The sequence below is a fragment of the Pseudomonas brenneri genome, from assembly GCF_007858285.1.
Taxonomy (GTDB): Bacteria; Pseudomonadota; Gammaproteobacteria; order Pseudomonadales; family Pseudomonadaceae; genus Aquipseudomonas; species Aquipseudomonas brenneri.
This window is the reverse complement of the sequence record NZ_VFIL01000007.1, coordinates 179,471-198,736: the sequence shown is the minus strand read 5'-3', so window position 1 is coordinate 198,736 and position 19,266 is coordinate 179,471. Positions and strand designations below refer to the sequence as shown.

General features: G+C 53.7%; 31 protein-coding genes. 5 read left to right on the top strand and 26 right to left on the bottom strand.

Annotation, left to right across the window (positions count from 1 at the left end; translation table 11 throughout):
* Window positions 1–243 carry a DUF4224 domain-containing protein gene (locus FJD34_RS17350; RefSeq protein ID WP_065944406.1) on the bottom strand — a complete coding sequence of 81 codons (243 nt, stop codon included), beginning with the start codon at window positions 241–243 and terminating at the stop codon, window positions 1–3.
* Window positions 244–245: 2 nt separating this feature from the next.
* Window positions 246–467, bottom strand: coding sequence for a hypothetical protein (locus FJD34_RS17345; RefSeq protein WP_090291407.1), 222 nt, complete (start codon window positions 465–467; stop codon window positions 246–248).
* Window positions 468–1,132: 665 nt separating this feature from the next.
* On the opposite strand from FJD34_RS17345, the gene FJD34_RS17335 reads away from it, so the two are divergent.
* On the top strand, window positions 1,133–1,777 hold the full coding sequence (locus tag FJD34_RS17335; protein WP_090293174.1) for a Qnr family pentapeptide repeat protein: 645 nt from the start codon (window positions 1,133–1,135) through the stop codon (window positions 1,775–1,777).
* Window positions 1,778–1,834: 57 nt separating this feature from the next.
* Here the strand turns inward: FJD34_RS17335 and FJD34_RS17330 are convergent, their stop codons facing one another.
* From FJD34_RS17330 to FJD34_RS17320, 3 genes are all read right to left on the bottom strand, one after another.
* Entirely contained in the window at window positions 1,835–2,212 is a 378-nt protein-coding gene (locus tag FJD34_RS17330) for an ASCH domain-containing protein (RefSeq protein ID WP_090291406.1), read from the bottom strand.
* Between the two features lie 4 nt (window positions 2,213–2,216).
* Window positions 2,217–2,528, bottom strand: coding sequence for a hypothetical protein (locus FJD34_RS17325; protein WP_090291405.1), 312 nt, complete (start codon window positions 2,526–2,528; stop codon window positions 2,217–2,219).
* Between the two features lie 332 nt (window positions 2,529–2,860).
* On the bottom strand, window positions 2,861–3,256 hold the full coding sequence (locus FJD34_RS17320) for a hypothetical protein (protein WP_090291404.1): 396 nt from the start codon (window positions 3,254–3,256) through the stop codon (window positions 2,861–2,863).
* Between the two features lie 190 nt (window positions 3,257–3,446).
* Between FJD34_RS17320 and FJD34_RS17315 the strand changes: the two genes are divergently transcribed.
* Entirely contained in the window at window positions 3,447–5,024 is a 1,578-nt protein-coding gene (locus tag FJD34_RS17315) for an HNH endonuclease (RefSeq protein ID WP_090291403.1), read from the top strand.
* On the opposite strand, the gene FJD34_RS17310 is transcribed toward FJD34_RS17315, so the two are convergent.
* Window positions 4,991–5,782: a hypothetical protein gene (locus FJD34_RS17310; RefSeq protein WP_090291402.1), complete on the bottom strand. Its 792-nt coding sequence runs from the start codon at window positions 5,780–5,782 to the stop codon at window positions 4,991–4,993. The genes FJD34_RS17315 and FJD34_RS17310 overlap by 34 nt on opposite strands.
* A 49-nt stretch (window positions 5,783–5,831) precedes the next feature.
* On the opposite strand from FJD34_RS17310, the gene FJD34_RS17305 reads away from it, so the two are divergent.
* Window positions 5,832–6,302 (top strand): hypothetical protein, encoded by a 471-nt coding sequence (locus tag FJD34_RS17305; RefSeq protein ID WP_090291401.1) that lies wholly within the window; start codon window positions 5,832–5,834, stop codon window positions 6,300–6,302.
* Between the two features lie 49 nt (window positions 6,303–6,351).
* Entirely contained in the window at window positions 6,352–6,609 is a 258-nt protein-coding gene (locus FJD34_RS17300; protein ID WP_090291400.1) for a hypothetical protein, read from the top strand.
* A 15-nt stretch (window positions 6,610–6,624) separates the two neighbouring features.
* Here the strand turns inward: FJD34_RS17300 and yejK are convergent, their stop codons facing one another.
* Window positions 6,625–7,632 (bottom strand): nucleoid-associated protein YejK, encoded by a 1,008-nt coding sequence (gene yejK, locus FJD34_RS17295; RefSeq protein WP_090291399.1) that lies wholly within the window; start codon window positions 7,630–7,632, stop codon window positions 6,625–6,627.
* A gap of 102 nt (window positions 7,633–7,734) precedes the next feature.
* On the opposite strand from yejK, the gene FJD34_RS17290 reads away from it, so the two are divergent.
* A complete protein-coding gene (locus FJD34_RS17290; RefSeq protein WP_146552236.1) occupies window positions 7,735–8,337 on the top strand; it encodes a hypothetical protein in 603 nt (200 codons plus the stop codon).
* A gap of 358 nt (window positions 8,338–8,695) precedes the next feature.
* Here FJD34_RS17290 and FJD34_RS17285 read toward each other — a convergent pair whose 3' ends face one another.
* The 19 genes from FJD34_RS17285 to FJD34_RS17195 all read right to left on the bottom strand — a co-directional run bounded on the left by FJD34_RS17285 (window position 8,696) and on the right by FJD34_RS17195 (window position 19,263).
* Window positions 8,696–9,472, bottom strand: a complete 777-nt coding sequence (locus FJD34_RS17285) for a hypothetical protein (protein ID WP_090291397.1) — start codon at window positions 9,470–9,472, stop codon at window positions 8,696–8,698.
* A gap of 101 nt (window positions 9,473–9,573) precedes the next feature.
* Window positions 9,574–10,137: a siphovirus Gp157 family protein gene (locus FJD34_RS17280; RefSeq protein ID WP_029294950.1), complete on the bottom strand. Its 564-nt coding sequence runs from the start codon at window positions 10,135–10,137 to the stop codon at window positions 9,574–9,576.
* The gene (locus FJD34_RS17275; RefSeq protein WP_090291396.1) at window positions 10,134–10,859 is read right to left on the bottom strand and encodes a hypothetical protein; all 726 of its coding nucleotides are present in this window, start codon (window positions 10,857–10,859) and stop codon (window positions 10,134–10,136) included. The genes FJD34_RS17280 and FJD34_RS17275 overlap by 4 nt, the downstream gene beginning before the upstream one ends.
* Before the next feature lie 73 nt (window positions 10,860–10,932).
* Window positions 10,933–11,124 (bottom strand): hypothetical protein, encoded by a 192-nt coding sequence (locus FJD34_RS17270; protein ID WP_090291395.1) that lies wholly within the window; start codon window positions 11,122–11,124, stop codon window positions 10,933–10,935.
* On the bottom strand, window positions 11,121–11,312 hold the full coding sequence (locus FJD34_RS17265; RefSeq protein ID WP_057959985.1) for a hypothetical protein: 192 nt from the start codon (window positions 11,310–11,312) through the stop codon (window positions 11,121–11,123). Before FJD34_RS17265 ends, FJD34_RS17270 begins: the two co-directional genes overlap by 4 nt.
* Window positions 11,309–11,731 carry a hypothetical protein gene (locus tag FJD34_RS17260; RefSeq protein WP_090291394.1) on the bottom strand — a complete coding sequence of 141 codons (423 nt, stop codon included), beginning with the start codon at window positions 11,729–11,731 and terminating at the stop codon, window positions 11,309–11,311. The genes FJD34_RS17265 and FJD34_RS17260 overlap by 4 nt, the downstream gene beginning before the upstream one ends.
* A 459-nt stretch (window positions 11,732–12,190) precedes the next feature.
* Window positions 12,191–12,391 (bottom strand): hypothetical protein, encoded by a 201-nt coding sequence (locus tag FJD34_RS17255; protein WP_146552234.1) that lies wholly within the window; start codon window positions 12,389–12,391, stop codon window positions 12,191–12,193.
* Window positions 12,392–12,462: 71 nt separating this feature from the next.
* Window positions 12,463–12,846 (bottom strand): response regulator transcription factor, encoded by a 384-nt coding sequence (locus FJD34_RS17250; RefSeq protein ID WP_090291392.1) that lies wholly within the window; start codon window positions 12,844–12,846, stop codon window positions 12,463–12,465.
* Window positions 12,847–12,909: 63 nt separating this feature from the next.
* A complete protein-coding gene (locus FJD34_RS17245) occupies window positions 12,910–13,203 on the bottom strand; it encodes a hypothetical protein (protein WP_090291391.1) in 294 nt (97 codons plus the stop codon).
* 436 nt (window positions 13,204–13,639) lie between these two features.
* On the bottom strand, window positions 13,640–13,891 hold the full coding sequence (locus tag FJD34_RS17240) for a DUF1654 domain-containing protein (RefSeq protein WP_090291390.1): 252 nt from the start codon (window positions 13,889–13,891) through the stop codon (window positions 13,640–13,642).
* A gap of 361 nt (window positions 13,892–14,252) precedes the next feature.
* Entirely contained in the window at window positions 14,253–14,486 is a 234-nt protein-coding gene (locus tag FJD34_RS17235) for a hypothetical protein (protein ID WP_090291389.1), read from the bottom strand.
* Window positions 14,487–14,586: 100 nt separating this feature from the next.
* Entirely contained in the window at window positions 14,587–15,018 is a 432-nt protein-coding gene (locus FJD34_RS17230) for a glycine zipper domain-containing protein (protein WP_090291388.1), read from the bottom strand.
* A 251-nt stretch (window positions 15,019–15,269) separates the two neighbouring features.
* A complete protein-coding gene (locus FJD34_RS17225; protein WP_090291387.1) occupies window positions 15,270–16,334 on the bottom strand; it encodes a helix-turn-helix domain-containing protein in 1,065 nt (354 codons plus the stop codon).
* On the bottom strand, window positions 16,334–16,969 hold the full coding sequence (locus FJD34_RS17220) for a hypothetical protein (RefSeq protein ID WP_090291386.1): 636 nt from the start codon (window positions 16,967–16,969) through the stop codon (window positions 16,334–16,336). The genes FJD34_RS17225 and FJD34_RS17220 overlap by 1 nt, the downstream gene beginning before the upstream one ends.
* Window positions 16,970–17,131: 162 nt before the next feature.
* On the bottom strand, window positions 17,132–17,350 hold the full coding sequence (locus FJD34_RS28400) for a hypothetical protein (RefSeq protein WP_090291385.1): 219 nt from the start codon (window positions 17,348–17,350) through the stop codon (window positions 17,132–17,134).
* Window positions 17,351–17,372: 22 nt separating this feature from the next.
* On the bottom strand, window positions 17,373–17,681 hold the full coding sequence (locus FJD34_RS17210; protein WP_090291384.1) for a hypothetical protein: 309 nt from the start codon (window positions 17,679–17,681) through the stop codon (window positions 17,373–17,375).
* A gap of 77 nt (window positions 17,682–17,758) precedes the next feature.
* Window positions 17,759–17,986: a hypothetical protein gene (locus FJD34_RS17205; RefSeq protein WP_090291383.1), complete on the bottom strand. Its 228-nt coding sequence runs from the start codon at window positions 17,984–17,986 to the stop codon at window positions 17,759–17,761.
* A 41-nt stretch (window positions 17,987–18,027) separates the two neighbouring features.
* On the bottom strand, window positions 18,028–18,546 hold the full coding sequence (locus tag FJD34_RS17200; RefSeq protein ID WP_090291382.1) for a DUF4823 domain-containing protein: 519 nt from the start codon (window positions 18,544–18,546) through the stop codon (window positions 18,028–18,030).
* 48 nt (window positions 18,547–18,594) lie between these two features.
* Window positions 18,595–19,263 carry a LexA family protein gene (locus tag FJD34_RS17195; RefSeq protein ID WP_090291381.1) on the bottom strand — a complete coding sequence of 223 codons (669 nt, stop codon included), beginning with the start codon at window positions 19,261–19,263 and terminating at the stop codon, window positions 18,595–18,597.
* Window positions 19,264–19,266: the final 3 nt, after the last annotated feature.

Below are 19,266 nucleotides of genomic sequence, written 5' to 3'. Positions count from 1 at the left end.
TCAGTTCACTCTGGAGAAATCAGGCGTCCAAGCAGGTCGCGCCGGCGCCGGGTTTTGGTCTGCAATTGTGGCGTTGACCATACCCAGCTTCATACGGGCGAACATCCGGCCAACCAGCGGCCGGCCGCCGCGGCTCTCGACGAACACCCAGTTGCGATCCTTGAGCCATTTGCGCTGATCAGATCGACGCTTGTAGCCGGTGAGGTCGGCGAGTTCATCGTCCGACAGTATTTCAGCCTGCATACCTACCTCCTGCCGCCCGCTGTAGGCCGCGCTGTCTTGATGATGTGGATGATGAAACCGAAGGTGAGCAGCATCCAGGCGACGGTGCCGGCAAAGGCTGCGACAAGAGTCGGGTCGGTACCGGTGGAGAGCAGCTCCGGCACCTGCCAGAAAAACCAGAAGGTGGACCCCGCCACGTACAACACGATGGCCGTCATGAGCAGGGTGAGTTTCGTTGCGTACATGGGGTGTCCTTGCCGCGCTGGGCGGCAGATGTTGATGGCTAAATGCCTTGATGGCGATGGGTAGGAAGGGGAGCTACAAATACGGTTCAACTTTGTTCATGTGTCTGGGAGGGCGCGTGTCACACCATCTCGATGTTCCAGTCGTTCACGCCTATCGGGGGCAAACGTTGTTTCTTAAGTTCGAATGGAGTCGACCAAACGATGACGTACCCGCATTTGCGAGAATCATCGAGCCGGCATCCGTTGAAGGGTTGGGCGAGGTTGCCGCCGAGTTGACGGGCCCATGGCCTGACTATCCGGCGGCACTGGGTGATGCAATGGCAGCAGCGGAGCGCTGGATCGATAGCCAATTACGCTGAGTCGTCCCCAGCAGGTATGTCGACGGTGGGTATTGGTAGGCCTGGATTGGAGACCTATTGCTATTCGCCTTGAGTAGCCATAAGTCTGGAGGTGTCCGTAGTTACGGGGCAGCCCTGCGTGGGGCACGGGAAGGCGAACTGACGAGTAGCGTCTACCTGAGATGTTCAGGCTGTTATCCAGACCCTAACGATGTAAAAACAAAGAAAATCTCTGATACAAATTGAGGTGTCGAAGCATTTTTAGGCCCTGACTAAGATGTTAAATTGATAGCTTTTTAGGTTGTGTGTCGGAAGGAACGCTTCATGTTGATCAAAACTTTTGAAAACAAGCGTATTGGCATAGACGAGCTCACTGGGCAAGTCATCAGCGGCGTAACGTTCCTGAATTGTGATTTTTCCAAGGTTGATCTGTCTGAAACAGAGTTTGTCGATTGCATCTTCTACGATTCAGATCGCCAACTCGGATGCAATTTTCGTAGCGCCAAAATGAAGGGGGCCTCCTTCAAACGCTGCGATTTGTCAGTCTGCGCGTTCAATTTTGTCAGCGCTCTTGGTCTGGAAATCAGTGAGTGTAAGGCTCAGGGAGCCGATTTTAGTAGTGCGAGTTTTATGAATGTCATATCTCATAAATCGTGGTTTTGCAGCGCATATATCAATAAGAGCAACTTGGCTTACACCAACTTCTCAAAAGTGAATCTCGAAAGGTGCGAACTTTGGGATAACAGGTGGACCGGTGCAAATGTGACCGGTGCCAGCTTTTCCGGGTCTGATCTTTCCGGTGGAGAGTTCAACTCATTTGACTGGCAGTCTGCAGACTTTACTGGTTGCGACTTGACTGATTCAGAGTTGGGGGATCTCGACATAAGGACTGTAAATTTGGAGGGTGTGAAGGTCAGTCGTGATCAGATGAGTGAGCTTGCTTCTCGCTTGGGAATTAACGTATTGGGTTAGTCGATAACCGCCCTTTGTAGATGAAAACGTAGGCGAACCAGAGGGTGGCTACTGGGATCATGGCGTCACCAGTTCGTCAGGCACTTCGAAGAAGCCCAGTCGCCCCTTGTACGGCGTGAAGGGCAGCGGCTTGGGATCGCGCAACAAGAATCCCTTCTGCCCCATGTACCAGGGCGAGCCGCTGGTATCGAGGCTGTCGACCAGCTCAACCGAACCGATGATGCCGCCCCGCTGCATGTCGTCACGATCCGGCATAGGCAAGCCCCGCTCCGAGCAGTACAGAAGGGCCATGGTGAACTCGTTGCTTGTCATGCCATTGGCGGCGTGCACCAGGAACCGGCCCCGGAACTTCGTGTGCCAGCTGCGGTTCTCGATGTCCTTGCCGCCGTGCACGATCAGCCAGGCCCAGGGCTGGCGAATTGATAAAGCCTTCATGGCGTCACTCCGTACCCATCAGGTAGGTGGGCTCAGTTGCTTCAGCCAGCCAGTCGCGAAGACACCCACATTCAGCGTGCGGCGGATCCTCGTCTGTCCACTGCCGATCAAGCATGGTTTCGCTGGTCAACTCGACGTCCCAGTCTTCGTAGTCGGCAGGGTCATCGCCGTTCATCTCAGCCAGCAAGCGCCGGGCTTCCTCTTCGCTTGTAGCTGCAACCCAGTCTTGATCGCCGACGCTGTAGCAACGCAGGTCAAGGCGTGCAGTCTGTGAGCCGTTCAATTCGAATTCAGGGCTTTGGTTTTCAGTGGTCATGACTTCGTCCTTGCCGCTATAGCGGCTGACGTTGAAGGGTGAGGGGATTTATTTGAAATCGACCCTGGACTAGATCCAGAGGTGTGCTAGAAATGATGTGTCGCGCTTGTATTTCAGATATGTGTTGTTCAAGTGCTTATCCGACTGGCGCTCTATCAAGTCATTGGAGCGCGCTCTTCAAGCAGTGGGCAGTGAATCAGTGGACCGAAGTAGTTAGCTGAGAGTTAAACAACTCCCTTCCTCTGGGCTAGTAACTCAACGCCTTGGTCCGCTGGTCACATCCTTGCCCAGTCGTTCGTAGATGAAGACGTAGGCGAACCAGAGGGTGGCGATCATGGCGTCACCTCGGCGTTGTTTGTGCGGACGATGTAGCCATCTGGCGCCGAGGGATCATCTATGAGCGCCTCAACCGGCCCAATCTGACGAAGAATTTCAGGTAGCCCTTCTGGGTTTGCAGCTTCAGCCCAGGATAGGCAGTTGAGCCAAATGTCTTCGCCCGTGCCTGACGATCCGTTATTCGAGTAATAGCTGCAGCTTTCAGCCTCATCTTTGGCGCGCTGCAGATACTCCATCGTGTTGCAGCAAGGGCAAGGATTATCATTTTCAGCTGGATCCCAGCCGTCGCAATCGGCGTCCCAAAGGTAGCCGTCGCCACGACACTCCCAGGTTCCACGCTGAAACCCGCACGCAGGAACAGGCGCAGCTGTTTGAACCGCTTTCGTTTTCATTGGGCGATACCGGTCCTTGCCGCTATAGCGGCTGACTTTGAAGGGGGGAGGGATTACGGGTAGATCAGTGCGTAGCACTGCAATTATTCAATTGCACCGTGTAAGGATTAGCGCATTACGTATTGAGAGGTGTGAGTGTCGAAATGCCACCATCTGCTTTAAACTCTGTTTCTCATCGGAGAGAGCAAACATGGACGCACATAAGCTTGAAACCCTGAAGCAACAAGCGGAGCTCATCGCTCGTGAGCAGTTTGGTGCAACTTCATCGGCTGAGATCGAGTCGATTCTTGCCGTGCTGTCGTACGAGCAGACACTGCTCCAGAAACATGGGAAGCGGCAGCCAGCTGCTTATACATGGAGGATGCTGAAAGAACATGGGATTGTTCCGGGCGTCGAGAGAGTGGTTACCCGTGAAGCAGAAACGCAAGGCTACAGAGCTCTAGTCGGCCTTGGTTTACAGAATTTCGCTTTTGAAGCCGTTGTGGTTAGGCACCCTGATTTTTTTTCCCCAGAAGCGGTAGAACATTCGGCATCGCGCCTACGAGACTTTGAGGACGCGGTAACCTCCCGGCACAAATTTTGGTGGGTGAACCATAAGCAGACCTTTAAGGCTGAGTTTGAAGGTGGCTATATTTGGTCGCCGAAAACCAGTAAAAATGGTGCCCGCAACAAAACTTACGACAATTTGACCCAGGTGGAGCCGGGGGATGTTGTGGTGTCCTACGCGGATGGCCTGATCAAAGCGATTGGCATAGCAATCAGTAATTACGCCGAAGCGCCGAAGCCTGAAGAATTTGGAACGATTGGTGAAAGCTGGGCTGCTACAGGGTGGTTGGTGTCGGTCAACTGGGTCGCATTAACTACTCCGATTTCGCCGAAAGCCCACATCGACAAAATTGTAAAATTTTTGCCGAAAAAAAATTCACCTCTCCAATCAAATGGTAACGGTAACCAGGGTTGCTATCTGGCGGCCATTTCAGTTGCATTGGGTAACGTAATTTTTGGCTTCTTGGACGCCCCTGAGTTGGAAGCGGTAATTGCAACACAAGCCTTAGTTTCCGTAGACGGGACTGGGCTGGCAGGCAATGCTCGCTTGCCGGCGGAAGAATTACGTAAGGTTACTGCTGAGTACATTTGGAAAGCAGTCCAATATCTCCTTCAAGGTGTCCTGACAGAGGATTTTGGACCCTCTATCGACTACGACCTGTTAGTTGATGCGAATGCCAGACTAGCTCCCAAGCAGGTCTTCGGCCTCGCTGCAACGGAAGCGTTGGGGTTCAAGGTAATGCCCAAGCATTTCACTGCGGGAAAGGGGACGGTCTGTTTCGAGCTGTTGGAAGCTGCGGGTTACAAAGTCGTCCCCAAAGGTGAGCAAGTCGAGACGCTCGAAATACCCATAGACACTGAGGATAGGGAGTGGGCCGAGGGCCAAGTCAAGCTGGTGTACCACCTGAAACGTGAACGCTCACCGGGTCTTTCTAAAGCCAAGAAAGCTTCATTTATCAAGAAGCATGGCCGGCTATTCTGCGAGGAGTGCGGAACAGATCCTGTCGAAGCGTATGGCGATTTTGGGGCGGCTTGTATTGAAGTTCATCATGAAGCGATCCAGGTCGCAGATATGGGCGACCAGCACAAGACAACGCTGGATCAATTGCGATGCCTGTGTGCCAACTGTCATCGTGTACTGCATAGCAAATTGAGGGCTCAGATTGTTCACGCGTCACCAGCTAACGCTCAGCCCGACGTTATGTCCGCAGCGCTCGGTTGATAGTCGGCTTCAGCTATCTCGCAAAAAAAAGAGCAAGCTGGTAGTGCATCGTTTCGACGAGGTTCACCAGGCGGAAGATTGCGTAGAGAGAAACGGATATTGGTCTTGCGGTCGCGATGCAGGTACGAGCCTGGGCCAAGTTCATCCTGAACACGGCAAAGCTCTTCAAATTGCTCCGGGAAGTCCTCGCGGATCGATCGATAGTAGCCTTCGCCACCTTTCACACAGCCGATGCAGTTAGCGTTGTCGTAGCCCAGCCGGTACATCAGCGGCAGTTCTATGCCAGCGCGCAGCACCATTGCCTTGCAGTCCTCTTTCCCTAACCCTGCATCAATCAACGGCGCTATGATCGGTCGGTCTGGGTTTCGGTCGCGGAAGTCCTCAAGTCGGTCAACCTCTTCGGCGGTGTAGCCAAACACCATGACGTCTCCCGGTTGCTTCCAGGCATCAAGCAAGCGGCGTTTCAGCAGTTTGGTACAGGGTGCGCCATTGCGGCCTTTCATAAAGCGCTCTCGGCGGAATACCTGGATGATGTCGGCGCCGTATTTTTCGTCACGCAGCTGCACAATTTCCTGCCCAAACCACTCCTGACAGTCCAGTAGGAATCGCCGGTTGTCTTCATGCTCGTTGGCCAGAAATGCATTGATGATTTGCACATCGTGTGTTGCGCCGTACTGTGCTAGTGCCAGCTTTGTGGCAACCGCCGAGGCAGCACCGCAGCTGAACTGGCAAACGATTCGTGGTCGTTGTGCGGACATAGGGGATCCTCGCAGGTATATTCGGAGCGATTCGAAATGGAGATGTCAGATGGATCGAAATGAACTGCTTAAAGAGGTGAAAACCTTCAGGTCCGCACTTCACGAATTGGTAAAAAGCGGTTTCTTTTTCCAGATATCGATTAGCAAGAGGTTTCCAGCAGGATGCTGTGATGACTCATCTGCATTGTTGGCAACATACCTAACGGACAAGGGGCTGCCAGGTGCTCTTAGAATCTCTGGGGCATGTGGTGGCCACAGAGGCGAGCTTGGCTCTCACGTCTGGCTAAAGCTTGGACATTTACAGATAGATATCACTGGGAGCCAATTTGAGGAGTACAACCAGCCCGAGATACTAATTTCTGAGCAGGATGCCTTTCTCAGTACATTTGAAATGATGGATGAGCCAGAGGTAGCAGACTACCGCGTGAAGTTTTCCGGTGATCCGCTATTCAGGGGTTACTTCTCTGAAGCATACAAAGCACTCGCATCTCACTTGCCGCCATCTGGCGCTGTACAGTGATATGGGCTATTACAGGTGACCGGCATGGAGCCGGATCAAGGAGATTCAAATGGCTATCGATTTTACAAAGGGTCGCTACAGCGTTTATTCGGGACGAGGCCCAATGGCTCCACTAATTGGTCGTATCGACGAGGATGAATTTGTGCGAAGTGATACCGGAGAGCTTCTATATCGAATTGATGGTGACGAGGTCTATACGGCCGGGACTAACGCCAAATATCTCGGCCGTATTTCGGAGACGGAAGAAGGTCGTGCAATGGTTGTCGATCACAACTATTTTGCTCATCTAACTATCGTCCCCGCTTAACACCATCCCGAAACGTTAGAGAGAGGCGCGCTTGAGCTGCTCGGTTAGCTGAGTAGGCAGGCCGCGCAATGTCAGCGTGCCTCCGGCTGGGTCAAACTCGATCTTGTCGCCCAGCAGGTGCGCCTCGAAGCTGATCGACATGCCTTCCGCCCGGCCGGTAAAGCGCCGGAATTTGTTGAGCGTCTTTTTGTCCGGTGGCAGGGTCTCGGAAAGTCCGTAGTCCTTTGCCTTGATGAAGTCGTAGAAGTTCTTCGGGCGGTCCTCGTCGATCAACTCCGACAAATCGCCAAGGGTGATCGGCTCGCCCAGCCTGGCCTGGGCCATGGAGTAGCTGACCAGCGTGTGTGTCTTCTCGCGTGCCGACTCTTCAGGCAGATCCTCACTTTCAACAAAGTCGCTGAACGCCTTGAGCAAGGTCCGGGTTTCGCTTGGGCCGTCGATCCCTTCCTGGCAACCGATGAAGTCGCGGAAGTACTCGTTGATCCTGCGGCCCTGCTTGCCCTTGATGTACGAGATGTATTGCTTCGACTGCGGGTTGCTTTTCCATTCACTGAGGTTGATGCGCGCGGCCAGGCGGATGTGATCCAAGTCCAGGCGCTTAACCGTCAGAAGGCTGAGTTCCTCGGTCATGGTCACGGCTTCGGTTTCCTGCACCAGGGCGATGACCAGGTATTCGGTCAGGCCTTGCTGGTAATGGCAGAAGAGGGCGTGCCCGCCGGTGGTGAGGTTCGACTCTTCCATGAGCTTGACCAGGTGCTCGGCAGCAATGGTGCTGAATTTGAGGAAGTCACCGACTCCAGTCAGGTACTTGCCGAGCCAGCCGCTGAGTGGGAAGGCACCTGATTCGGCATGGAAGAAGCCCCAGCCCTTGCCGGTGGTACCGTTGTAGCTTTCGTTGAACTGTTGCATCAGATCGTCGCGGGCCTGGCTTTCGACTTGCTCGGCGCCGCCAAGGAACAGAACGGCCGGGGTGCCGTCTGGCTTCTTGTCGATCTTGTGGATTGCGCTGTGAAGTACGGGCATTGCGTTTACCTCAGGTAGGCGCCGCCCTCCGTGACCGGAAAGCGAGCATGTGATAATGTGAAGTTCGTCTGATGGCTTTTTGACACATAGTAAGGATCGATTTTGAACGCGGAAGAATACTTAAGGAGTAAAGGCATAGGCCAAAATAGCTATCAAAAGGCTTCGTGGTATTTAAAGCTTTCATCTATGGCTGTAGTTATTGTAGTTGGTGTGATCACATCTTTTGCGTCATTTCAAGGTTTTCTTGAAATTAGGGAGAAAGCAGCTACATTTGCTCGAATTAGTATGGAAAGTGTGACCGAGCCAGCGGTGCCCTCTCAAAAAATTATGGACTTACAAAAAGAAATTCTGGCTTTGAAAGCGTTAATGTCTTCGCTCGGAACTCCAGTGGTTTCTGACCAGCAAGGTGCATTGATTAAAGCGCTTGAATCTAAAGTGGCGACTATCGACACTCGTTTAACTCTATTGGAAAGTTCAATTTCTACGACGCCTGAGCGTGCGCTATCTGTTCCGATGCTTAGAAAAGATTATGATGCGCTGGCTAAATTGGTAAGTGATAATAGCGTTGCAGTGAAACTTGAATACGAGCGTTTGTGGTCGGTTTTTTTTCTCATACTGTCGGCGGTAGCGACAGTCGTTGTTGTAGGCGGTGGATGGTTGTTTAAAGTTGTATTGAGGCAGCCATCAACTACTGTTCAGGAATAAATGTATCAACCTGACAGCTATATTTAATGGCTGTTGTATCCCTCGCGCTGCAGTTTTGGAGTCGGTGGCGATCCAGTTCCACATCAGCGTCAGGTGAATGTCCTGCTCGTGGTTCATGCCATCGGCATCGATGATTCGCTTTAAGTTTGGCTAGAACATTTTGGCCACTTCAACTGTGAACTCTCGATGCACAGCGGGACTTCCTTCTTGCGCTTTTTGATTGTTCTCGCCGTCGGCTCCCTTAGACTCTTGACCATGGCCTACCTCTTCTATTCCGCTGGCCTGCAGCGCGAGCCAGGTCTGTCGGTGATTACGGCGCTGGCAGTAAGATCCACCTCTGTCAGCGCGCAATGTATCGTTAGGCAGTAGGTCTGACCCGGAAAGCCAGGAACACAGGGCCGAATGGGAAGGTACTGACTTCCAGCTCATCTAATGGGTTGAGCGTGCGTGTGCGACTCCCTGCATTGCTGTAGATCACATGGCTACTCGATACGGCGATGTTGACCTTGCCAGCGGCCGCCTGGATTAGATTCACCTTGAATCCCTCAGTCACGTCATCACCAACTGTGAGCGTGACGTCTGTATCGCTGATGACCAGGATCGACTTACCTGAGTCCGCCATAGTCAGTGGTCTGCTGCCGGTGATGGAGACGTTGGTGTGTACGTGGCCCCCAGCGTGGTAGCTGACCATTCGCGGGTCGGCGAAGACGCGCGCGAAGGCGCCGACATAATTGACACTGGCACGCATGTCATCGAATTGCTCGACCACGTAGGTGCCGATGCTGCCTGATACTTCAGCGTTGGGATCCAGAACCCATTTGCGTCCTACCATCAGCCCGATCTGGGTGTTGGCACGTACGCCGGCACGCATCTCTTCGAGAAATAACTGACTGATCTGGCCACCGCCTTTTCCCTGGACATAGGTAAATCGGGCGATGGAGTGGCTGTCTCCAGTAGGGTTGCCCTGGGAGGTGTCGACCTTGTAGTCGACAAAGTCCGCCGAGACGGTGGTGGTCGTTGTGTTGGCGTTTGGCGCCCAGGTGAAATCCAAGACCCTGCCGGTTTTAACCTGCTCTAACGAGGTGGTGGTTTGCGAGGTAGTAGTAGAGCCTGACTGCTTCAAATCATCGTTCATGATACTCATCCTTAAGTAAAGTGCGTATGAGTGCAGGCCGAAATGGCCCGAAGCGTATGACCGCCGTCATAGCGCCACTTTTGCTACAAAATTACGGCGTCTTACTTGATCCGTATGGAGCTGTCACCACGCTCGAGATGCGCCCAGATGGGCTCTTCGAGCAGTTCGTGTTCTGCGTCTTCACCGGCGGCCATGCGTTTTCGTACGGCTACGTTGTGCTCTCGGATTTCCTTGAGCTTGGCCGCGATGGCGCGCTTGTCGGGAGAGAACACGGTTTTGGTGTCGATAAAGTCGTCCGGGATATCGTCCTCTTTATCGACGATAACTTTTTCGGGGGCTAGAGCCAGCGTGATTGTGAACAGGGGGCGCCTGATCGTTTTTATGTCGGCGGCCTCCATGTTATTGCGCAAGTACTCGTCGAGCTTGCCGACGGTGTTCTTCCGGATGCGCTTGAGCTCATTCAGTCGGTCGACCTCTTTTTCTATTGCGTCGATATCGCCCTGGATGTTCCGACTCAACATGACAACGCTTTCCGCTTTGTCGCTGAACTCACCTTGAATCTCGTCCATGGCGTGCTGCAAAGCTTCTTTCAGGCCTTCGTCATCGGTGTCGGCCATCGCTTGTAGTTCGGCGAGCTTGCCGGTGAGGGTGTAGAGCTGGGTCATGCTGCAACCTCCTTATCGGCGTCGGTGATTCGCTTCCATTCCAGCGAGACGCGCTCGGCGCCCTTGGTGTCTTTGCGTAGGGTGAGTTTGCGCACCGCCACGTCATGGATCTTTTTCAGTTCCTGAGGAGACTGGGCACCGGCCATCGTGTCGATGACTGATTTGATGTAGTCCAGGCGTTCCTGCTGCTGGCGAGCTTTCTCGGCTTCTTGATCTTCAGCTTGCTCGATCAGTTCTTCATCCTTCAGTTGGTTGACGTACTCGGCGTCGTCAAACATCCCAAGGAACACGTCGGCACTGAAACCGAGCATTGATAATGATTTCTTGATTGCATCGGTGAGCGACTTCTTTGGCGCCTCGCCATCGGTAGTCGTACCGAACTTCGACTTGTAGAGGTAGCGCGTGCAGCCGTATTGCTCTATCTCGCCGCGTTTGCCATCCAACTCAAACCAGAAGCGGATCTTGATGGTGTGGTTCAGTTCGCGACCCAGTACCAGGCGCTTGTCTCCTTCACCGCTGACCATTTCAGCGCCTTCGTCGAAGCGCTCCTCGATGACTGACCAACCGAACCCGATCCCTACAGGACCGAACACTTCGGTCGCCTTCATGATCATCGCGGTACCGTTCAGACTGGTGATCTTCTGACCGCCAACCTCGGCAGGTTTTGTATAGCGGGTATCGGTCGTGCAGACCTTTTCCCAAATCTGCATGTTCGTCGACATGAGGAGTCCTTGCCGCGTTGATCGCAGCGTTCAAAGTGACTGAGTGGGGGAGTTGAAAGGGCCGGGTGTAAAGTCAGCGCTGCTGCTGAACCCTATAGCGGAGTACTTGAAGCACTCGACCGCCGTAGCCAGGCTCTACGTACTGCTCAACTGGCGCACCGAAGAAGCCGCGGCGTTCGGCCAGGCTGTAGGCCTCGCGAAGGTTATGAGCGCTGATATCTTCGAGCTGCTCGTCGATCAGGGATTTAACCGGTGCGGTAGTCATGCCTTCTCCTTACGCCGCCGGCTGACATCCAGGAGGCGTGCGCTATACCAATGAAATTCTTCTGCGTTGATGGCGCCCGAGGTGAAGTGGCGCACGATCAAACCCTCGGCCAAGATCTCGTCGATGGCGGGCTTATCTGGATCTTCAAGCGCAAACAGCGCTTTATCGATCTCAACATAGGGGCTCACAGTTCGTTGTCCTCGGCCTGGGCGATTAGTGCGTCATCAGCCAAAGGTTGAAGTAGGCGTTCGGCAATCTCGCCGAGCTTCCCAAGTGGGTGGTCGCTCTGGCCGAGTAGCTCCAGTGCTTCCGATTTCACCCTTGAGCCCGCCATCCCAGCGATCAGCAAGTAGCCCAGGGCTGGAGCGTCGACGCCGCAGTCGGCAAGTAGGTTGTTGGCGTACTCATCGACAGCCAGTGCGAACTGGTAAGCCGTGACGCCTTGCTGCGGGTGCAGGTGGCGCTTGAACACCACGCTGCCACCTCTGGCCAGCTCTTCGGCTGCGTTGTACAGCCATTCGCTGCGAGCCAATTGCTGAGAGGTTTCGCTCACCGGAGGCGGCAGTTGTTCGTCCTGCTCAAACTGAGCCTTGCGTAGTGCTGACATGGTCGCCTCCAAAGTGGCGGGTTGTTCACCTGTATTCGTCAACACTCATACCTCCCGCTGGTTGCCGATGGGGCGCGGGGGAGGAGTGCTGACGAGTAGAGGTGGGAAGGGGAGCGCCTGTTTTACAGGGGCAGGCTCCCTGTTTCCTCGCTTTCCACAGGCGAGGGAAACCCCATATGCTTCGGCTTCCACTGTCGAAACAAGGAATGCAGTTATGGCGAATTACATGGTGCGGGTTGAGTTACTGAAGGCCGGATGGGATGACTACGAGGATCTTCATGCTGGGATGGAAGCGTTGGGGTTGATGAAGACCATTGCATTCTCCGACGGGGCGTTGCGAAAACTCCCAATCGGCACCTATTACGGATCAAGCAGTCTTGACATAACCGCGCTTCGCGAGCGGATCAGGGGGCTCGCTACTCCGCTTTCCGGGCATGGCGGACCGTGGATTTTCGTATCTCAGTCCGAAACATGGTCTGCTTGGTTAGACCTGGCCTGAGACTTTCCGCCCCCACTGGCCGCGCCCTTCGGAGCGTTGTCGATAGCGTGCAGTTTCAGTACTTTCATTGAAACGTTGAAGGCGGTATCAAAATCGGTACCGTCGTCATTCGCTACGATCCGAACTAACTCACGAACTCGTTCAATCTGTTCTTCGTTCATTTTCCTTTCTCCTGTTTGATTTCCCAATGCACCCGGGTAACCAGGTGCATCAGTGAAAAAGTCTGGAGCGCTTAGGCTGTCAGCTCAACACGCTCTGCCCGGCGCACCATCCGCACCTGAGCCATGCGCCTTTCCGGCGCCCGGCGATCACGACGCAGCGAGTCGTCACTGATCATCGAGTGCATGGCGATCAGCGCCGCCAGCACAAAGCACACCGGCGTGATGATCTGGCGCTTCATGGCCTCAGCTACTAACGCCGTACGCTTCGTCACGCCCAGCTTGAACATCGCATTGGTCAGGCGCTTCTTGACGGTGCCTGCCTCAATCCCTGCTTCGCGGGCGATCTCTTTCGAGGTGAAGCCCTGGGCAATCCAAAGCAGAAACTGAAGCTCTCGCGGCGCCAGGCCACGTCCGAGGTGACCCTTCCATGAACCGTTGATGATTGTTGCTTCCATCGTGGTGACCCTCGGTTGGTTTCCCGCTGCCACCGATGCGGTGACAGAAGTGAAAATTTCCGTTTAGTCGCTGAGCGCGGCCAGGGCTGCTTTGGCATCAATCTCCTCGTCAAATGAGCAGAGGTGCGGGGCCTTCGAGTACAAATTAAGCAGGCGCTCGCCTTCATCAGTTGACCAGGTATGGGCGGCTAGCGAGCTTTCCGCCTCTGTCGCGTAACTCTCTACAGCCGCTTCGATGACCGCCGTCAAAGATCGCCGTTGAGTTCGCCCCATTACATCCATGAGGTACCGCGTTCTTGGGCTGACTCGGACCCCGATTGGCTCTGTCTTGGTCGTTCTGCTCACTTTCTTGGCCATATATTTCTCCCGATTGGTTTCCCGTTAGGCCCTGCTGCCAAGGACTATCGGTGAAACCCCCGACCTCGCTACTGGCGACAGGCCGGGGTTGAATCGAACCACCGAGAAATCCTCGGCAGTTCCAAATTGTTCTTCCAGCCGCGGGCCTTTCGGCTTGTTCTCCCGCTGGATAACTCGTCTTGGCGCTTTACGCTGCACGCCCGGGTCAGTTGCCAACCCTCTGAACCGTTGAGGCCGGTTCATCGCTGCCTTTGAATCTGGGCCGGTGGTGATCCGGCAAGGGGTGCCGCTAAAGATCGGTGCTGCTTTCGCTACTGGCCGGCGATATTCGTTGCTGGCCTGGATGCAAATATAGGCAATCCCATATTTATCGTCAATGGGTATTCCCATATTTTTTGCGGGAGACAATAAAGAGCCCGCTCACTGGCGGGCTCGTTTAGGAATCGCAGTACTCGCGCCAGCCTATCCGGACGGCACCATCATCCAAATGTTCAATCCTTATTCCGGCTGTGTCGCCGATGTCTTGGATGACCTGGTGCCAGGCTTCAGGGCTTTCGTCGTCGCGCCTGGATACCTCGACCAGCTGAATCCTTTGGACCCGGGGAGAAGCGATCAAGCCTTGTAGGCGGCGACCAACAAGCTCATAGGAATTCCGTGGTTTCGATGCGGGGTAGGGTGCCTGGCTCATTCTTCGCTCCTTGCGATGACTGTATAAACAAACAGTATTCCTACTAGCAGGCATTGGCAATAGGACGGCAACAGCTTTTATGCATAAATGCATAAACCATTCGCTAAGGAAATCCGGAGCTAGGAAAAGCTGGGCATGTATTGCTGCACGCCAGGAATTGCCCGAGATTTCTCAAAGTAGAAAGGTGGAAGGCGATCTAGCCCGATCGGCGAGCGCAATCTAGATCCAAATCGCAGACAAAGAAAAGCCCGCGATGGGGAGTAGCGGGCTTAAAAGGATGTTCTTTAGGAGCTGGAGTAACTATATGCGTTCAGCTGTGAAAGGTTTGTGAAATGCCGGAAGTCAAACTCTGCGAGATGAATTAATCATCAGCGCCCAGTTGGTCAGCTTTCAATGGAGGGACACGCAACTCTGGCAAAGCGACGGCTTCTGGCCATCGAAGCTCTTGCCGTGGGGCTTCAGTGCTCGTCGATCTGCTCACCTTCGCATGGACGTAAGCCACTTCTCGGCTCACGACATGGGCCACATAGCTCACGCTGGCGCATACACTCATGAGTGCGGTGATTTTGACGAGTTTGGTTGCGGTGGGTTTCATGCAGCCACCTCCATACGGATGCGATCACTGATCCTAACTGGTAAGGACAGAAACAAGAAGCCCGGCGCTGTGCCGGGCTTCGATGTAATAGCGTCAGAAACTAACGATGTTTGTTCTTGTGTTTATGCTTGTTGTTGCCTTTGTGCTTCTTGCCATCAGATCGATGATTGCTCTCATCGTCCGCCAGGTTGTTTCCGATCGCACCACCCGCGGCGCCGCCGAGACCTGCACCGATAGTCGAGCCAGTTGTGCCGCCCAGGCGATTACCAATTAGTGAGCCACCAGCCGAGCCGATACCGCCACCTAATGCAGCTTCGGCTTTATTGCCTTTTTGGGCACCAACAGCACTACCAGCAGCACCACCAACGCCTGCGCCAACCGCCGCGCCTGTCGAGCCCCCGAGCTGTTGACCTACGATATTGCCAAGTGCACCACCAACGCCGCCTCCAAGAGCGGCTGTGCCATCTCCGGCTGCCATCGCTCCTTGCGAAATGAGGACACCCAAAGCTAGGGCGGGTAGTGTCATTTTCATTTTGTGAACCTCTATGGGTTGTCAGCAGGCGCTCACGGTTTAAAGCACGCCTAGCATTAGGACTAGGGTGAAAGTTTGAAGTTCTCTACGGGCGCTGCCTATGGGTGAATGGTTGTAACAAGGTATGCCGGGATGAATCCGGCCGGGGAGGGTGGTCTTAAGAAGGTTCACTAGGAATTGGGGTGGCCAGAGAAGCCCGGATGCGAAATGGCAGATACAAGAAGCCCAGCGCTAGGCCGGGCTCGTTTTGATTATTTCACGATGCTAAGGCGTGGCTTTTGCTTGAAATTATACAAATTACCAAAGTCTTCAGGCGCCAATCCAAGGATGCTCATTAGATCTTCAAGCGAATACCCCAGATCTTCCATGTGAAGCTCCAGAATCTCTGAAGTCAGATGAGCCTTCTCATGCGGAAAGTCCAGTTCAGCGGGCTCCCTCATTCGATAGCCGAGGCTGCCGATTTGTCTCCACATATAATCGCTCTGAGACTTTGTAATTGCACCGATCGTGCCCGCCCTATAGAGCAAGGCGCCCATAGATACTTTCCATACAGGCTTAAGCGCGGCCAGCGACTGTATGCTGATGTTCTTCAACTGATAGAAAATATCTTTTTCTGGCATCAGTAATGCGGCTGCGAATTTGTTGGCCTCGTCCTCCATCGTTGGACTGGGTTGTCGATGCATCACTAAATGGCCGAGCTCATGAGCAAGTGAAAATCTCATTCTATCTGCGGATTGATTTTTGCTCAGAAAAATACAAGGCGGCATCCCACGAATGGCAAGGGTTACGCCGTCAATTTTTCCAGCAGGAAAATCGCAAACAAATATCAAAACGCCAGCGCGCTCCACGAAATCGGCGAGATTTTTGATAGGTCCGTCAGGGATCATCCACGATCTTCTGACCAAGAATGCGATCTCATCGGCATCGCCATTGTATTGGTCGATGTCTAGATAAGGGAGCTCATAATCCTTTGCGAGGTCTACGGATTTAAGAAGCTTTCGGTAGTGCATGATGCGCAGATTCATTTCGGCCTGGATGGCGTCAAGCGTCTTCTGCGGGACAGTAGCCTTCTTGCGATAAGCATGAACGCTAACCGGCAGCCCATACACCCGATCCTGGTTAAAAAAATATTCCCTAGGAAAGGAAAGGCACTTGCAGAAGGCTTCAACCATTTCCTCGGCAGGCTCCATTAATCCATTTTCAATCTTTGATAGGTAGCCTTGAGTGATGCTCATGGATTTGGATAGAGCGCTCTGGCTGAAGCCGCGAAACTGCCTGGCCAGCTGAAGCATCTCAGGGTTAAATGTATTGCTCATCACGATGGTCGGGCCGGTTTGCTTTCAGTAGGTTTAACTGGCGCCAGCTCTTTCTTGACTGTTGCTCGGCGCCTTCTCGCGGGCTGGGCGCCCTGCGAATCCTTCGATGGCGCTAGGGGCAGTCCAGTTGGGATAGCTTCAACAGGCGCGACTGGTCGCTCATAAACTGGATGGGACCAAGCTACCGACTCCCCATCCCTGCGAACCATGCGGACTTGAAAGATCTCGGTTTCAAGCTTGTTGAGGATGTAAATAATTTCGGTCTTTACTGCCTCTGGAATCCCAAGAACCTGCTGTTCGGGGTCGTGAAAGGCAAGAGCCATAGGCGTAGGGTAGTTGCTGCTGAACCCCTTTTCGTCGCCTTTTTTGAAGCGAAATGCCAATTGCTGGCCAATCATGAAAATACAGGTGTTTCCCGCCCTGTTAACGTGGATGCCAGGGAGCGGATCAAGTGCCTCTTCCAAAGCTCCAATAGTGTAGTCCCAAACAACGTTCGCCCGAGTTCTGTTATAGAACTGAGCTCGATTTGGCACCTCAAGCCATTGCTTCCAGCCTTTGAGTACGGCTTCTGCGATGACCTGTTCGTAGGGTTTGATGAGATTGCTGATTTCTGAGTCGGATAACTGGGCGGTCATACAGGAGCTCTCTCTAAGGCTTGAGAGAATCATAGAGCAACTACAAAATATTAGTCAAATTATTCCAAAAAATATTCCTAAATGCGCCGACTTCCTATTTTAGCCTTGTTTAAATCCCTCCCTTGTACTTTACCGCGTCACGCTTTCAATGCCTTCTGCACCTCATCCCCGCGCACCGTAGAAGTGGTTCAGCGCTATCAGCTCAACCACCGCCACGAACACGCAGAGCACAACGAAACCGGGGCTGAAGACCCGCTTGCGGCCTGTCGAGCCCCTGCTAAGACCAGCAGCGTCGGAATAGCCAGGGAGCATCATAAGGAAAGCCAGGCAAGCAATGACCCCAACCTTGCTCCAGAAGCTCTGCTCTCGCCATGCAGTCATTGGCTCACTCTGGGCAGCAGCATCAGGAAAACCAACCATAGCCAGGGCACTTCATGGCTCTGAGGCGACGCAAAAGCGCTAAACTCTCTGTAAATCCATATTCCGAGGCGCTGAGATTAGGTTCCTGTCCGATGCGCAAAAAGTCGTCAATCTCCTGGTCGTCAGCGACTCGCTTGAAGTTGCGGCATTGCTCTAAACGATCAGCCTCTGTCACGGGCATTGGTACTGCGTCGATCTTTTTTTCGTACTCGGTTTTTTCTTTTGGCATGCTGTAGCAGCCGGCGAAAAGAAGCGGCGCAGCTATTAGAGCGGCTATCCGTAAGGCATTCATCACTACATTCCCTTGCGCATACGAGCCTTGCTCAGCCCGCGGTAGTTCGATTTAGGTTGTCGCGCCCGACCAGGTGTCTATTCGGGCTTGTTTCGATTTATTTGCCCCGCCTTCACCTCATCCGCATAACTCACCAGTCTGTCAGCTTCCTCATAAAGCGTACCCACCAGTCCCATCAGGGCTATGGCGTCTGCATCGCTGAGTTTTTCTGAGAGCTTACCCAGGTCGATACAGGACTCCTCAAGGTTTGAGGCGATCGCCTTCAGGTCGCGGCGCAGTTGCTGGTTTGGCTTCTTGAGGGACACGGTGGCCTCCGAGGTGATAGACGCTGGATATTGGCGCCTGCTCAGTATAAAGATGAGACGAAGGCCTCAATCGGCTCGGGCAGTAAATCCTGTGGGTGATCCCCGCCAAATGTTGCAATACCGCTTTCACCGGACGCGATCCCGGAGCTGATTACAGCCCCTGAAGAAACCTGAATTACGCTTATTTTGACCTCTACCTGGTCAGGGATCATCGACCATTCAGTTGCGCGATCTTCCCAATGCAGGATGGTCGGAAGAACTAGGATGTCTTGCCCGCTGCGCTTCGCTTTCTCTAAGGCCAGATCATAGCTCGAGGCTTCTGAATCCACCGTTACTCCTGCCGATCGCCTCGCAAACGCCGCGTAGAGGATTTGAGCTGTATTACGACCGGAGCCTTTGTAAACGTGGTCGCCGTATTCACCATCTACCGGAGTAGCGATGATTATCTTGTCCGTTCGATTGAGCTGCTGAGTAGAGACAGACTGACTTGGTAGCCATTGATGGGAGTCGGCGCAGCCAGAAAGCGCTGCTATCAGGATTAGAACTGCGGGCATTCGCATCTCGATTTCCTTTTCAGATGTTCTGCAAAATTGAATCAAATCCCTTGATCAGTAAAACTTCTGCAGCGCCTGAACAACCACGCCCACGATCCGGCAGTTCTCGTCCACCGCCTCGATCGGGTAGCTCGGGTTCAGCGGTTTCAGGAATAGTCGGCCGCCGTCGCTGACCAGCTTCTTGAATGTGGCTTCATTGCTGTCAGGGAGCTTGGCCACCACCAGCTTACCTGGTACAACCTCAGCCTCTGTGTCCACCAGGATCAGAGTGCCCTCGGTGATACTCTGGCCGGCGGGCGCTGTCATCGAGTCACCTTTCACCTTCAGCCAAAAAGCTGTGCCCTTGGAGTCGTACTCCGAGAACTCGTAGGTGTCCGAGAAACCGGCCGGGTAGGGCTCGACGGCCTCCGCCCAGGCGCCAGCAGCAACCCAGCTGATTACTGGGTAACGGAATGATTTGTTGGGCTGGGCGGCAATTGAGATGTTCGATTCAGCAGAGCCTGCACTCGACCCCAGGGCCAGCATTGGTCCGATCTCGTCGGAAAGCCATTTGGCGCTCACCCCGCATGCATCGGCGATCTTCACGACGTGCGCGGTGGCTTTCGATTTTCCACGCTCAAGGTCAGAAATCGACGTCTGCGTGATACCAGCTTTAGCGGCCAATTCGCCCTGATTGAGCTTGGCGTGCCGGCGCGCTGTCTTTAAACGGTCTTTGAATTCCATTCC